Origin of the sequence: Pseudomonas alvandae, assembly GCF_019141525.1 — a bacterium.
Classification (GTDB): domain Bacteria; phylum Pseudomonadota; class Gammaproteobacteria; order Pseudomonadales; family Pseudomonadaceae; genus Aquipseudomonas; species Aquipseudomonas alvandae.
Window position 1 is genome coordinate 4,880,229 of the sequence record NZ_CP077080.1, and the last position, 15,198, is coordinate 4,895,426.

The following is a 15,198-nucleotide window of genomic DNA, read 5'->3' on the forward strand; positions in this document are numbered from 1 at the left end:
TGTAACGGATGAAGATGTAGCGGTGTATCAGGTCAGCGATTTAGAACACGTACTGGGCGCGCATGACAAAGCCGTCGCCGTCGTCATCACCGTTGACGTTGGTGACCTTGTCGGTCTTGGCCTTGACGTAGGCGGCCGAGATTTTCACCGCTTCGTTGGCGTACCAGTTCACACCCAGGTTGTGCACCTTGGCTTCGGCATCGCCCACTTCGCGGGTGGCGCTTGCAGTGGTGATGTTGTCGTCTTCAACGGTCATGCTGTCGAAGCGGTAGAACACTTCCCAGGCGCCGATGGACTTGTTCTGCGGCTTGATCGCATCAAACTTGCCGACTTTATAGCCACGGGACTCGCCAGTAATGGTGTAGGCACCCTGAACGTAGAAACCGTGGCCCTTGATGTCTTCGAAACCGTCGGCGTCAGCCTTGGTCTTGCGGGTGATGTATTCACCTTGGATCGACGCCGGGCCCATGGCGAAAGCGGCTTCCAGGCCGAACGCGGTGTCGCGGTCGTACGAGCCAGCCGGGGAGTTGTTGGCGCCGCCCAGTACCGGACGGTTGCCGTTTGGACCGGCGTCATTGCCGCCCAGGGTTTCAACGCCACGCATGCCCAGGCGGGAGCGGTAGCGTGCATCGAACACGGTGTCGGACACGTCACGGGAAGCCACGTTCAGGCCGAAGTGCAGCACGTTGCCGGCGTCGTGCATCGGTGCGAACACGAAGCGACCGTTGACCTGCTTGACGCTGTCGCCGTCGGTGTCGTCGGTGTCTTTGCTGAACACGCCAGCCGAGGCGTAGAACGAATCGGCGAAAGTGCTCGACGCCTGGATGCCCAGGCCGTTCTGGTGGCTGTTGGCCCAGTCGATCAGGTCGTAGGCGGCGTTACGCTCTGGCGCGGTCACCCACTTGGAGCTGGTGGCTTTTTCCAGGCCGAAGTCGGGGTCGAAACGGCCAACCTTGATCGAAACAGGCTTGAAGCCGTTGTAGGCCAAGGACGCTTCGTCGAAGTAACCGTTGTCGGAGTCACCACTGTTGTGGGACATGTCGTAGTTGATGGTATAGGCCCAGTCCGTGTACAGCACGCCGGAAAGTTCCAGAAAGGCACGGCGGATGTAAGCGGCGTCTGCCGAGTTGCCGTTGTCAGTGTAGATACCATCAAACTGGCTGTAGTCAGCCTGCAAACGACCGCCGAGCTTGAAGCTGAACTCTTTGTCAGTGGTAGCGACCTCCAGGCCGCCCTTGGTCTTGACCACGATATCGGCGCCGTCAGTGGTCACGGTGCCGGCGAAAGCCTGGGCGGTTACTGCCATTGCCAGTGCGCTGGCGGCAACACCTGCGAAGTGCTTACGGATCATCGAAGAATTCCCCTAGTTGGTAGTCTATGCGTTAGAAAACACGCGGAACTGGGCCCGCTGGTGTTGGGAGGGGATCTTGGCGATGGGTTATGTCAGGCGAGTTGCTATCACATAAAGATTTTATGACAGCGGAACTTTTTACTTCGAAAGGGAATAAAAAAAAGAGCAGCTTCGAGAGGTGAGCTGCGAGCGGCAAGCTAGAGCGGTGAAGAGCTGATCAGGCTGCTTTTTGTGGCGAGGGAGCTTGCTCCATCGCCACAGGAAATCGAGCAGGGGCAGATCAACGCTTGCGCAGGATCACGCTGCCGATCGAATAGCCGGCGCCAAACGAACTGAGCACCGCGACCGAACCGCTGGGCAAGTCGTCCTGATACATGTGGAATGAAATCACCGAACCGGCCGAGCTGGTGTTGGCGTAGCGGTCGAGGATCACCGGGGCTTCCTCTTCGGTGGCTTCGCGTCCCAGCAGCTTGCGCACGATCAGCTGGTTCATGCTCAGGTTGGCCTGATGCAGCCAGAATCGCTTCACTTCGCCGACGTTCAGCTGGTTTTCTGCCAAATGAGCGCCGATCAGCTCCGCCACCATTGGGCAGACATCACGGAACACCTTGCGGCCTTCCTGGACGAACAGTTTGTCCCGCGTGCCGATGCCCTCTTCCGCCGCGCGGTTGAGGAAGCCGTAGTTGTTGCGGATGTTGTTGGAGAATTTGGTGAGCAGCTTGGTGCTGACCACGTCGAACTGGTACGGCGAGGTCGCCTGGTCCGCGCGCTCGATGATCACGGCCGTGGCCGCGTCACCGAAGATGAAATGGCTGTCGCGGTCACGAAAATTCAGGTGGCCGGTGCACACTTCCGGGTTGACCATCAGGATCGCCCGGGCCTGGCCCAACTGCACGCTGTTGGCGGCGGCCTGGATGCCGAACGTCGCCGAGGAACAGGCCACGTTCATGTCGAAACCAAAACCTTCGATGCCCAGGGCTTCCTGGACTTCGATGGCGATGGCCGGGTATGGACGCTGCAGGTTGGAGCAGGCAACGATCACGCCGTCGATGTCGGCGGCGGTACGGCCGGCGCGCTCAAGGGCTTGTTTCGCGGCGCCGACGGCCATTTCGCAAAGCACCGACCACTCGTCGTTGGAGCGCTCGGGCAGGCGTGGGGTCATGCGTTGTGGATCGAGGATACCGTCCTTGTCCATGACAAAGCGGCTCTTGATGCCCGACGCCTTTTCGATGAACGCCGCATTGGATTCGGTCAATGCTTCCACTTCGCCGCGCTCGATGGCCTCGGCGTTATCGGCGTTGAACTGCGCGACATAGGTATTGAAAGATTGCACCAGCTCTTCGTTGGAGATGCTGTTGGCCGGGGTGTACAGGCCGGTGCCGCTGATGACGACGTTATGCATGGTCGTGTCTCTGATCTGTTCAGGCAGAAAATATTGGCACCGACGTACCAACACACAAAGGGACTTTTCCCATCCGGGGAAGCAGCCCAGGCATCGCTTTATTCCGATCCGCCCGTGAGATTGAAGCGCAAAACCACGGGACCGGCATTTATAGCCGCGAAGTTTGCCATAAACGCTGGCGTTTGGCCCATGTTCCCTTTTATCAGGCAGGAATCCTGTGGGAGCGAGCCTGCTCGCGAAGGCGGTGTATCAGGCAAGATCAATGCAACTGAACCACCGCTTTCGCGAGCAGGCTCGCTCCCACAGGGGATGGCAGGAGTTTGATCAAGCCTCCACCAACCCCCACTGCTTGCCCAGACGCTTGTCGGAAATCGGCACCTTGGTCCCCAACTGCTGGGCAAACAGCGACACGCGGTATTCCTCAAGCCACCAACGGTACAGCTCCAATTGCGGGTCGCGCTTGCCTTCCTGGGCGTGTTTGCTGGCGCGGGCCTGGTATTGCGCCCAGAGGTTGGACAGCTCGCCGCTCCAGACCCGGTCCTTCTGCACCTGGCTGCCCAGCTTCTCGAAGCGTTGCTCGATGGCCTTGAGGTAGCGCGGCAGCTCCTTGAGCCATTGGTGCGGGGTTTCCCGCACGAAACCCGGATACACCAGGTGGCTAAGCTGCTGCTTGATGTCATTCAGCGCCACGGCCTGGGCGAGGTCGATCTTGCCCTTGAAGCGTTTCTGCAAGCCGTGCCAGATTTTGAGGATGTCCAGGGTCAGTTTCGCCAGGCGTTCGGCGTGCTCGGTCCAGCCGCCACGCTTGCGCTCGGCCAGGGCCGCCAGTGCGGCACCGTCACGGGGCAGGCTCGGCTCGCCTTCGAGGATGCAGCTGTCGAGGCTGACCAGCAGGATGTCTTCCACCAGACCGTCCACGCGCCCAAGCTCGCGGTACAACAAGCCCAACTCCGTCAACCCGGGCAGTTTGCCTCGGAGAAACTTCGCCGTTTCGGCCAATTGCTGCATGAGCAAGCGCTGCAACGCGCGACGATGCTGGAACTCGGCTTCGGCCGGGGTCGGGAAGCGTCCTTCCTTGACCACCCCGCCCTCTTCCACCAACGCCGGGTAGACCGTCATCGACAATCCGGCAATCTTCTGCTGGGTTTTCTCGGCCACCGGCGCGAAGACTTTCGCTTCCACCGGTTCCTGGCTCTTGGCCGTTTGCGGCACGGCCAACGCGGCCTGGCTGGCTTCGGCAAACCGCGCGGTCAGTTCGGCCAGGTCTCGCCCTTCGCCGAGAAACTTGCCCTGGCCATCGACGATTTCAAGGTTCATGCGCAGATGGCTTTCAACCTGCTGCGTCGCTTCGGCCCAGGCTTCATCACTGACCCGCGCGCCGGTCATGCGCAGCAGCTCACGCCCCAACGACTGTGGCAACGAGCCCTCGGCAAACGTAATGCGCTGCAGCGCCGCCTTGACGAAATCCGGCACCGGCACGAAGTTCTTGCGCAAGGCCTTGGGCAGGTTGCGCACCAGGGCGATGCACTTGGCTTCGATCATCCCCGGCACCAGCCAGTCCAGACGCTCCGGCGGGAGCATCGGCAGCAGCGGCGCCGGCACCCGCAAGGTCACACCGTCGCGGGGATGGTTGGGTTCGAAGTGATAGCTCAACGGCAAGGTCAGGTCGCCGACACGCAAGGTGTCGGGGTACTGGTTGGCCGTCACCTCGCTCGCCTCGCGGGCCAGCACGTCTTCCTCACGCATGATCAGCAGCTGCGGGTCTTTCTGGCTGTTGATCCGGTACCAGCTATCGAACGTCGCGGTCTGGTGGATCTCGGCGGGCAGGCGCGCATCGTAGAAGGCAAACAGGGTTTCCTCGTCCGCGAGGATGTCACGGCGACGGGCCTTGGCTTCGAGCTCGTCGAGTTGTTCCAGCAAGCGCGTGTTGGCGCTCAGGCACTTGGCCTTCGACTGGATCTCGCCGCGTACCAGCGCCTCGCGGATGAACAACTCACGGGACACCACCGGATCCACCGGCCCGTAGTGCACCGGCCTGCGACCGACGACGATGAGGCCGAACAAGGTGATTTGCTCATAGGCCACCACTTGCCCGCGCTTCTTCTCCCAATGGGGCTCGAAGTGGTTTTTCTTGATCAGGTGCCCGGCCAGCGGTTCGATCCAGTCCGGCTCGATCTTCGCCACCATGCGTGCGTACAACTTGGTGGTTTCCACCAGCTCCGCGGTCATCAACCACTGCGGGCGTTTCTTGCCCAGGCCTGACGATGGATGGACCCAAAACCGGCGCTGGCGAGCGCCGAGGTAGTCGCCGTCTTCGGTCTTCTGGCCGATCTGGCTCAACAGGCCCGACAGTACGGCCTTGTGCAGTTTCGGGTAGTCGGCCGGGTCCTTGTTGAGGCTCAGCTGCATGTCGCGGCAGATCAGGCTCAACTGGCGATGGGAATCGCGCCATTCGCGCAGGCGCAGATAATTCAGGAAGTTCTTGCGGCACCAGTTGCGCAGCGGGCTGGCGGTCAAGGCCTGGCGCTGCTCTTCAAAACCGCGCCACAGATTGACCAGCCCGGCAAAGTCCGAATCCGCGTCCTTCCATTGGGCGTGGGCCTGGTCGGCGGCCTGTTGGCGCTCGGGCGGACGCTCGCGCGGGTCCTGGATCGACATGGCGCTGGCAACGATCAGCACTTCCTGGAGGCTGCCCAATTTCGCCGCTTCCAACAACATGCGGCCCATGCGTGGGTCCACCGGCAGGCGCGCCAATTGCCGACCCAACGGCGTCAACTGGCTGTTGCGATCCACCGCCGAGAGTTCTTGCAGCAGGTTGAAACCGTCGCTGATAGCCTTGCCGTCCGGCGGCTCGATGAACGGGAAATCGGTGATTTCGCCGAGGCGCAGGTGCAGCATCTGCAGGATCACCGCCGCCAGGTTGGTGCGCAGGATTTCCGGATCGGTGAACTCGGGACGGCTGAGGAAATCTTCCTCGCTGTACAGGCGCACGCAAATCCCCGGCTCGACCCGTCCGCAGCGGCCCTTGCGCTGGTTGGCGCTGGCCTGGGAAATGGCTTCGATGGGCAAGCGCTGGACCTTGGCGCGATAGCTGTAGCGGCTGATGCGCGCGGTGCCGCTGTCGATCACGTAGCGGATGCCCGGCACGGTCAGCGAGGTCTCGGCGACGTTGGTCGCCAGCACCACGCGACGGCCCGGGTGGGACTGGAAGATGCGTTGTTGTTCGGCGGGCGACAGGCGCGCATACAGCGGCAGGATTTCGGTGTGCTTGAGCTGGGCCTTGCGCAGCATCTCCGCGGCGTCGCGAATCTCCCGCTCGCCCGGCAAAAACACCAGCACATCGCCGGGGCTGCGCCGTTCGCTGCGCTCGTAGGCGGCGATTTCGTCGAGGGTGGCGAGGATCGCCTGGTCGACGGTCAAGTCGTCCTCGACCCGGTTGCCCTCCTCGTCCTGCTCCAGCGTCAGCGGGCGATACCAGGTTTCCACCGGGAAGGTGCGGCCCGAGACTTCAACGATTGGCGCGTCATCAAAATGCTTGGAGAAGCGCTCCAGGTCGATGGTCGCCGAGGTGATGATGACTTTCAGGTCCGGACGACGCGGCAGCAGGGTCTTGAGGTAGCCGAGCAGGAAGTCGATGTTCAGGCTGCGCTCGTGGGCTTCGTCGACGATGATCGTGTCGTAGCGTTCGAGGTAACGGTCGTTCTGGGTTTCGGCCAGCAGGATACCGTCGGTCATCAGCTTGATCAGGGTGTTGGCGTCGCTCTGGTCCTCGAACCGCACCTGATAACCCACCAGCGCGCCCAACGGCGTGGCCAGCTCATCGGCGACCCGGCTCGCCACGCTGCGGGCCGCGATGCGGCGCGGCTGGGTGTGGCCGATCAAGCCCTGCTGGCCGCGGCCGATTTCCAGGCAGATCTTCGGCAACTGCGTGGTTTTGCCCGAGCCGGTTTCGCCGGCAATGATCAACACCTGATGCTTGAGCAACGCCTCCTTGATTTCGTCGCGTTTGGCGGCGATCGGCAAGTTGTCGTCGTAGCGTATCGACGGCACGCTCGCCTTGCGCGCCAGCACCTGGTCGCACGACGCCTGCATGCGCGTCACCCACTGGGCCAGCTTGGCTTCGTCGGGTTTCTTGCGCAGCTCGAGCAACTGCCGCCGCAACCGGTGCCGGTCGGCGAGCATGGCGTGATCGAGGTTTTTCAGCAGTTTGTCGATTGTAGGGGCTTGGTCGGTCATCAGGTACGCAGGGGTCGTCGGTTTGAGCGAGGGGGCGATTGTCGCAGATTTGCGGCTATTGCGCCGAACACAGAAACAGCCACACCCTGTGGGAGCGAGCAAGCTCGCTCCCACAGGGGATCTGCGTCAAGGAATGCTGTTGTGGCAAGGGAGGCGCGTTTGCCTGGAGGTTACTCGCTGTCCGGGTCCTTGCGCCGATACGGGAACACATCGATCACCTTCCCCGCCCGGATCGCCTCTTGCAGGCCTTTCCAGTAGTCAGCGTTGTACAGCTCGCCGTGCAGTTGATCGAAGAGCTTGCGCTGGCCGGCATCGGCGAACAGGAACGGCGGGAATTCTTCCGGGAAGACATCCAGCGGGCCGATGGAATACCAGGGCTCGGACGCCATCTCATCTTCCGGCGTGCGCGGCTGGGGGATATGGCGGAAATTGGCTTCGGTGAGGAAGCAGATTTCATCGTAGTCGTAGAACACCACGCGGCCGTGGCGGGTCACGCCGAAGTTCTTGAGCAGCATGTCGCCGGGGAAGATATTGGCCGCCGCCAGCTGTTTGATCGCCAGGCCATAATCTTCCAGCGCCTCGCGCACCTGGGCTTCATTGGCATTTTCCAGATAGAGGTTCAGGGGCGTCATCCGGCGTTCGGTCCAGCAGTGGCGAATCAGCACGGTGTCGCCTTCCACCGACACCGTGGACGGCGCGACCTCAAGCAGTTCCTCCAGGCAGGCCGGCTCGAACTTGCCCAGGGGAAAGCGAAAATCGGCGAACTCCTGGGTGTCGGCCATGCGCCCGACCCGGTCGACGCTTTTCACCAGTCGGTACTTCTCGATGACCGTGGCCCGGTCGACGTTTTTCGACGGTGAGAAACGGTCCTTGATGATCTTGAACACCGTGTTGAAGCCCGGCAGGGTAAACACGCTCATGACCATGCCGCGCACACCCGGCGCCATGATGAACTGGTCGTCGGTGTTCGCCAGGTGGTTGATCAAGGCGCGGTAGAACTCCGACTTGCCGTGCTTGTAGAAACCAATCGAGGTGTACAACTCGGCGATGTGTTTGCCCGGCAGGATGCGCTTGAGAAAACCGATGAATTCCGCCGGCACCGGCACGTCGACCATGAAGTACGAACGGGTGAACGAGAAAATGATCGACACCTGCGCCTCGTCGGTGATCAGCGCGTCGATCTGGATACCGCGACCTTCGCGGTGCAGCAGCGGGATCACCAGCGGCCATTGGTCGTCGCGGGTGTAGATGCGGCCCACCAGGTAGGCGCCCTTGTTGCGATAGAGCACCGAGGAAAACAGTTCGACCGTCAGTTCCGGGTCCTTGCAGACCCAGTCCGGCAGGTTCTCGCGCAGTTGGCTTTCGAGGCGTTGCAGGTCGCCAGGCAGGTCGGCGTACTCCTCGCTGAAGCGATAATCGGCGAAGATCGCCACCAGCATCTTGTCCAGTTGCCCCTGGGGCTTGTAGCTACGGGTCTGGGCCGCGCGGGCACGGCGCAGGCTTGGCCGCGTCGTGTGGATGAACATGGTGCCGTCGCTGATCAGGTCATGACTGAACAGGCCGCAGAAGATCGAGTTGTACCAGGTCTCCGACAATTCGTCGTCAAAGCGCAGGTCGATCAGGCTGATGTAGGCGCTTTTCACCAGCGGCCAGCAGCCGACATCCATCAAGGCTTCGGCAGCGAAGGCGTCGCGTAACCTGGCGACGGTTTCGAAAACTTTTTCTTCATACAGATTGATGCGCGCCGCCGATGCCGCCTGCGCCTCCAGCCATTGGGCCTGCTCGAACCGGGCGCGGGCGCCATCGGTGATCTGCCGGAAATGCTCGCGATAATCGTCGAAGCCGTCGAGGATCGAACGGGCGATATCGGTGGCGGGCCATGGCTGCGGCATAGGGTAAACCTCGGCGGGTCATGCTTGTTATTGGCGATTGAGCTTAGAGGTCAATTGCTCGGCAACGCAACCATTGCCATCGGTGTTTGGCGGGGCGACACTTGCGGCCCGATCAAGGAAGGACAGATTCGTGAACCTCGTCGATATCCTGCGTTTGCTGTCACTGGCCGCCATCTGGGGCGCGAGCTTTTTGTTCATGCGCATCATCGCCCCGGTCCTTGGCACGATTCCTACGGCCTTCTTCCGCGTTTCCATTGCCTTCGTCGGCCTGCTGGTCATCCTCGCGCTGATGCGTGTCGACTGGAATTTTCGCGGCAAGCTGAAAGCCGTGATGGTACTGGGCTTGATCAACTCGGGTATTCCGGCAACGTTCTACTCCCTGGCAGCGCAAGTGTTGCCGGCCGGTTATTCGGCGATCTTCAACGCGACGACACCGCTGATGGGCGTGTTGATCGGTGGGCTGTTTTTCCGCGAGCCACTCACGGCGGCGAAGGTCAGCGGGGTCTTTCTCGGCCTGATGGGCGTCGCGATCCTCACCCGGGCCGGCCCGGTGGCGTTCGACCTGCAACTGCTGATGGGCGCCCTCGCCTGTCTGCTCGCGACCACCTGCTACGGCTTTGCCGGCTTCCTCACCCGGCGCTGGCTCGATCATCAAGGCGGCCTGGACAGTCGCCTGTCCGCCCTGGGCAGCATGTTCGGCGCCACGCTCTTCCTGTTGCCGCTGTTTGGCTACAGCGTGATCACCCAACCGCCGGCCAGTTGGGGTGGCTGGAGCGTCTGGCTGTCACTGCTGGGCCTGGGCCTGGTGTGTACGGCATTCGCCTATATTCTTTATTTCCGGCTGCTGAGCTCCATCGGCCCGGTCAAGTCCATGACCACGACCTTTCTGATCCCGCCGTTCGGGGTGTTGTGGGGCGCGTTGCTGCTGGATGAGCCGCTGGGCATGGCGCATGTGTATGGCGGGGTGTTGATTGCGGCGGCGTTGTGGTTGGTGTTGAAGCCTGGGGTGTCTAGCCGGTAGTTCATTGGGATGGCCGAAAAGCTTCGCGAGCAAGCCCGCTCCCACAGGGATTGCGCGTAACCTGTGGGAGCGAGCCTGCTCGCGATAGCGGTGGTACTGCCAACGAGTTAGCTATCGGCTCTTACGAAACACAAACACCAACCCGACAATGATCAACGCCATCCCCAGCAAGCTCAACAACGCCAACCAGTTGCCGAACACCAGGTAGTCCATGATCGCCGTCACCGCCGGCACCAGGTAGAACAGGCTGGTGACGTTCACCAGGTTACCCCGGGCGATCAGCCGGTACAGCAACAACGTCGCCAGCACCGACACCACCAGCCCCATCCACAACACCGGCACGATGAAACCCGCGCCGTGCTCGAAGTGGAACGGTTGGAACGGAACGAACACCGCGCACAACACGAGCCCGGCCAGGTACTGCACCGGCAGCGTGCCCAGCGGATTATCGGTGATGCGCTTCTGCATGATGGACCCCGCCGTCATGCTCACCAGCGCCAACAACCCGCACAGCATGCCCGCCAGTGACATGCCGGCCAGGCCGATGCCCTGATACACCACCATGATCAAGCCCACCAATCCCAGCGCCAGGCCGAACATCCGCTGCCAGGAACGCTGGCGCTCCATGAGCACCACGGTAAGGATCGGCTGCACACCCATCAGCGTGGCCATCACCCCGGGGGTGACGTTCAGTTGCAGCGCCAACAGATAGAAAATCTGGTAGGCACCCAATAACACCAGGCCGGTCGCCGCCGCGTACCACATCGGCTTGCCGGCTTTGGGCAACGTGAACTTCAACATGGGTATCAACAGCACCAACGCACACAGTGCGATAGCAAAACGGATCAGCAGGAAAGCGAAAGGTGACGCATGGGCCAGGCCCAGTTTGGAAAAGATCGCCCCGCTGCTCCACAGCAGAACGAACAGGCTCGTGGAAGCCGTCGCCAATAAGGCGTTTTTGGAAAGGGAAAACATGAATACCACCTGTAGTCAGGCAAGAAGCCAACTCAGCCGAAGCTGAAATCCAGTCGTTTTTTCAGGCGGGCACAGGGAACGGCAACCGTTGCCGATCAGCCCTGAACACCAACACCCGGCGGTGATACGCAGGCGTATACCGGTGAGCGACTGACAGGTGGAGGGTATTGACCGATCTGCTCAGGCGACCGATTCCCGCACGGCACGACGCCAGCGTTGAACGCTGGAACCACGACCGCGGTGAAAGGGGATGCAGGCATGAGCCGATCTCTTGGGGGATGGGTCCGAAAACCGAGCGCCGACTATAACCAGCGCTCTATGTGTAACGCAATATCTAGACAAACAACCAGTAGCCCAGCGCCGTGAATACGGCTACGGCCAGGACGGGACGCATGACCCGATAGGCCTTGGGGTGCTTGCGCTTGAATTGCTTGACCTTGCCGCTGATGCCGTCGCTGAACGACTTGCTCCAGGCATAGGCCCGGTTGATACCGCCGACACGTTCGTCATCAAGGTTCTGCGGTGCGGTGGCCCGCCCGAGGAAGGCGCTGATGGCGCGGTTGAGCCGGGTCATCAACCGGTTGCTCAACGGCCGTTCGACATCGCAGAACAGAATCACACGCGTCTGCGATGTTTCATTCTTGACCCAATGCACATAGGTTTCATCGAACATCACGTCTTCACCGTCGCGCCAGGCGTAGATCTGCCCGTCGACGAAGATCCGGCAATCATCGGAATTGGGTGTGGACAGCCCCAGGTGGTAACGCAGGGACCCGGCGAAGGGATCGCGATGGGGGTTCAGGTGACTGCCCCCCGGCAACAAGGCAAACATCGCGCCTCGCACATTGGGGATCTGGCTGACCAGCTCGACGGTCCGGGGGCACAGCAACTCGGCAGACGGCAGCGGTTTGTCGTACCACTTGAGGTAGAAGCGCTTCCAGCCCTTCTTGAAGAACGAGCCAAAGCCGGCATCGTTGTCTTTCTCGGCGGCGCGAATGTAACCCTCGTCGAACAGATGCATCGCTTCGTCGCGGATCACTTGCCAGTTCTCCTTGAGCACGTCCAGTTCGGGGAACTTGCTGCGATCGAGGTAAGGCTTGGAGGGCACGCCGGAAAACAGGTACATCAAGGCGTTGTAAGGGGCGAACAATGCCGAATGGTTGACGAACTGGCGCAGCACCGGCAAACGCGCCTTGCCACGCAAGTGCACATACAGCGTACTGCCCAGGAAAAGCAGCAGCACCGAGGCCTTCGCGACAAACGAAACGGTCATTCTTTTTAACTCCTTGTCTGGAACCATTTACGCAACGTCATCAGCCCGACGCGGCGGCCGGCCATGTTAAACGTCCCTTTGCCGGTTAAACATCGCCGGGCGCAACATTCACTGTTGAGGATTACGCAACAAAGCCCTTGTTAACATGCGTCGCCTGAACCTTGGCTGACACCAAATCAATCTTCAGAGCAACTAAACCTATTTGTGGCGAGGGGATTTATCCCCGCTGGGTCGCGAAGCGACCCCAACAAGGCCAAACAGATCCTGCAATTGATCGCAATGGGGGCTGCTCGCAGCCCAGCGGGGATAAATCCCCTCGCCACAGAAAACCCCTCGCCACTCCCTGCTGTTTGGTCCGGGGACATGGTTAACACCTGTTCGGGGACATAGTGGACACTTTTTAATACGACACATTGATCATCTGGAGATGTCGTGTGTCCTGGAAAGAGGTGTCTGCCTTGCAGCTTCGTACTGAGTTCGTCTCCTTAGCCCGCCAAGATGGGGCGAACATAAAAGAACTTTGTCGCCGTTACAGCATTAGCCGAACGACTGGCTACAAGTGGCTCAAACGTTTCGAGGAAAAAGGCGCTGCCGGCTTGATTGACCAGTCCCGACGGCCGCTGTCCTCACCTGGAAAAACTACTGCCACTCCTGAAAAACAGATTCTGGAGTTGAACCTGGAACACACTGCCTGGGGGGCCCGGAAGATCAAGCGGTACTTTGAAGAAAAAGGCCATGTCATGCCGGCGCCCAGCACCGTGCACGCCATCCTCAAGCGCAACGATCGAATTGATCCCGCTGCATCTCTGATTAAACCTTTCATTCGGTTCGAGCATCCTCAACCAAACGATCTCTGGCAAATGGACTTCAAAGGCCATGTCGGCATGCGTGCAGGGCGTTGTCATCCATTGACCTTGCTGGATGATCATTCGCGTTTTTCGCTGATAATTGCCGCCTGCGCAAACGAAAAAAGGGAAACGGTGCAAGGCCACTTGGTCAGTGCTTTTCGGCGTTACGGGCTGCCCCGTCGCATGACAATGGACAATGGGCCACCTTGGGGACACGAGGGAGATGCCTACACAGGCCTTGAGCTATGGCTGATGCGCCAAGGTATCGAGGTGTCGCACTCGCGGCCTTATCACCCCCAAACCCAGGGTAAGCTCGAACGTTTTCATCGAAGCCTAAAGGCGGAACTACTCACCGACAGAACACTGATTGACCTCGACGCAGCTCAGCAAACCTTTGACCACTGGCGGGAAGTCTATAACCACCAACGCCCTCACCAAGCGCTGAATCACAACGTTCCGGCCTCCCGGTACCGACAGAGCGAGCTGTGCTATCAAGAGGCGTTACCGGAACTGGAATACGGCGACGATGACGAAGTTCGGACCGTCCAGGCTAACGGAGAACTCAACTGGCGCGGCTGGGAGTTAAAGCTGGGCCGGGCCTTTACAGGTGAGCGTGTGGGCTTGCGCAGGACCTTGGAGGACGGCAAGCACGATGTCTATTGGGGTAGGCATCGTGTTGCACAAATTGACATGAACGTCCGATCCGTAATATCAGGTAAACGGCTTCGTTAACTGTCCACCATGTCTCCGAACATGTGTCCACCATGTCCCCGGACCAAACACCTATTTGTGGCGAGGGGATTTATCCCCGCTGGGTCGCGAAGCGACCCCAACAAGGCCAAACAGATCCTGCAATTGATCGCAATGGGGGCTGCTCGCAGCCCAGCGGGGATAAATCCCCTCGCCACAGAAAACCCCTCGCCACTCCCTGCTGTTTGGTCCGGGGACATGGTTAACACCTGTTCGGGGACATAGTGGACACTTTTTAATACGACACATTGATCATCTGGAGATGTCGTGTGTCCTGGAAAGAGGTGTCTGCCTTGCAGCTTCGTACTGAGTTCGTCTCCTTAGCCCGCCAAGATGGGGCGAACATAAAAGAACTTTGTCGCCGTTACAGCATTAGCCGAACGACTGGCTACAAGTGGCTCAAACGTTTCGAGGAAAAAGGCGCTGCCGGCTTGATTGACCAGTCCCGACGGCCGCTGTCCTCACCTGGAAAAACTACTGCCACTCCTGAAAAACAGATTCTGGAGTTGAACCTGGAACACACTGCCTGGGGGGCCCGGAAGATCAAGCGGTACTTTGAAGAAAAAGGCCATGTCATGCCGGCGCCCAGCACCGTGCACGCCATCCTCAAGCGCAACGATCGAATTGATCCCGCTGCATCTCTGATTAAACCTTTCATTCGGTTCGAGCATCCTCAACCAAACGATCTCTGGCAAATGGACTTCAAAGGCCATGTCGGCATGCGTGCAGGGCGTTGTCATCCATTGACCTTGCTGGATGATCATTCGCGTTTTTCGCTGATAATTGCCGCCTGCGCAAACGAAAAAAGGGAAACGGTGCAAGGCCACTTGGTCAGTGCTTTTCGGCGTTACGGGCTGCCCCGTCGCATGACAATGGACAATGGGCCACCTTGGGGACACGAGGGAGATGCCTACACAGGCCTTGAGCTATGGCTGATGCGCCAAGGTATCGAGGTGTCGCACTCGCGGCCTTATCACCCCCAAACCCAGGGTAAGCTCGAACGTTTTCATCGAAGCCTAAAGGCGGAACTACTCACCGACAGAACACTGATTGACCTCGACGCAGCTCAGCAAACCTTTGACCACTGGCGGGAAGTCTATAACCACCAACGCCCTCACCAAGCGCTGAATCACAACGTTCCGGCCTCCCGGTACCGACAGAGCGAGCTGTGCTATCAAGAGGCGTTACCGGAACTGGAATACGGCGACGATGACGAAGTTCGGACCGTCCAGGCTAACGGAGAACTCAACTGGCGCGGCTGGGAGTTAAAGCTGGGCCGGGCCTTTACAGGTGAGCGTGTGGGCTTGCGCAGGACCTTGGAGGACGGCAAGCACGATGTCTATTGGGGTAGGCATCGTGTTGCACAAATTGACATGAACGTCCGATCCGTAATATCAGGTAAACGGCTTCGTTAACTGTCCACCATGTCTCCGAACATGTGTCCACCATG

9 protein-coding genes are annotated in these 15,198 nt (G+C 60.1%); 3 read left to right on the plus strand and 6 right to left on the minus strand.

The annotated features are described in order from the left end of the window. Window positions 1–40: 40 nt before the first annotated feature. The 4 genes from KSS97_RS21525 to aceK form a co-directional block, all read right to left on the minus strand. Window positions 41–1,351: an OprO/OprP family phosphate-selective porin gene (locus KSS97_RS21525; RefSeq protein WP_217860104.1), complete on the minus strand. Its 1,311-nt coding sequence runs from the start codon at window positions 1,349–1,351 to the stop codon at window positions 41–43. Window positions 1,352–1,631: 280 nt separating this feature from the next. Beyond that, window positions 1,632–2,753, minus strand: a complete 1,122-nt coding sequence (locus KSS97_RS21530) for a beta-ketoacyl-ACP synthase III (RefSeq protein WP_217860105.1) — start codon at window positions 2,751–2,753, stop codon at window positions 1,632–1,634. A 324-nt stretch (window positions 2,754–3,077) separates the two neighbouring features. Then, window positions 3,078–6,989 carry an ATP-dependent RNA helicase HrpA gene (gene hrpA, locus KSS97_RS21535; protein WP_217860106.1) on the minus strand — a complete coding sequence of 1,304 codons (3,912 nt, stop codon included), beginning with the start codon at window positions 6,987–6,989 and terminating at the stop codon, window positions 3,078–3,080. 170 nt (window positions 6,990–7,159) lie between these two features. Continuing rightward, window positions 7,160–8,881: a bifunctional isocitrate dehydrogenase kinase/phosphatase gene (gene aceK, locus KSS97_RS21540; protein WP_217860107.1), complete on the minus strand. Its 1,722-nt coding sequence runs from the start codon at window positions 8,879–8,881 to the stop codon at window positions 7,160–7,162. Window positions 8,882–9,011: 130 nt separating this feature from the next. Here aceK and KSS97_RS21545 point away from each other — a divergent pair, with 130 nt between their 5' ends. Continuing rightward, window positions 9,012–9,902, plus strand: a complete 891-nt coding sequence (locus tag KSS97_RS21545; RefSeq protein ID WP_217860108.1) for a DMT family transporter — start codon at window positions 9,012–9,014, stop codon at window positions 9,900–9,902. 111 nt (window positions 9,903–10,013) lie between these two features. On the opposite strand, the gene KSS97_RS21550 is transcribed toward KSS97_RS21545, so the two are convergent. Together KSS97_RS21550 and KSS97_RS21555 are read right to left on the minus strand one after the other, a co-directional pair. Next, the gene (locus tag KSS97_RS21550) at window positions 10,014–10,877 is read right to left on the minus strand and encodes a DMT family transporter (protein WP_217860109.1); all 864 of its coding nucleotides are present in this window, start codon (window positions 10,875–10,877) and stop codon (window positions 10,014–10,016) included. Between the two features lie 334 nt (window positions 10,878–11,211). Beyond that, the gene (locus tag KSS97_RS21555; protein WP_198797164.1) at window positions 11,212–12,150 is read right to left on the minus strand and encodes an aspartyl/asparaginyl beta-hydroxylase domain-containing protein; all 939 of its coding nucleotides are present in this window, start codon (window positions 12,148–12,150) and stop codon (window positions 11,212–11,214) included. Between the two features lie 434 nt (window positions 12,151–12,584). Here KSS97_RS21555 and KSS97_RS21560 point away from each other — a divergent pair, with 434 nt between their 5' ends. Continuing rightward, on the plus strand, window positions 12,585–13,730 hold the full coding sequence (locus tag KSS97_RS21560) for an IS481 family transposase (RefSeq protein ID WP_217860110.1): 1,146 nt from the start codon (window positions 12,585–12,587) through the stop codon (window positions 13,728–13,730). A gap of 287 nt (window positions 13,731–14,017) precedes the next feature. Beyond that, complete coding sequence (locus tag KSS97_RS21565) at window positions 14,018–15,163, plus strand: IS481 family transposase (RefSeq protein ID WP_217860110.1); 1,146 nt, start codon at window positions 14,018–14,020, stop codon at window positions 15,161–15,163. Window positions 15,164–15,198 lie beyond the last annotated feature (35 nt).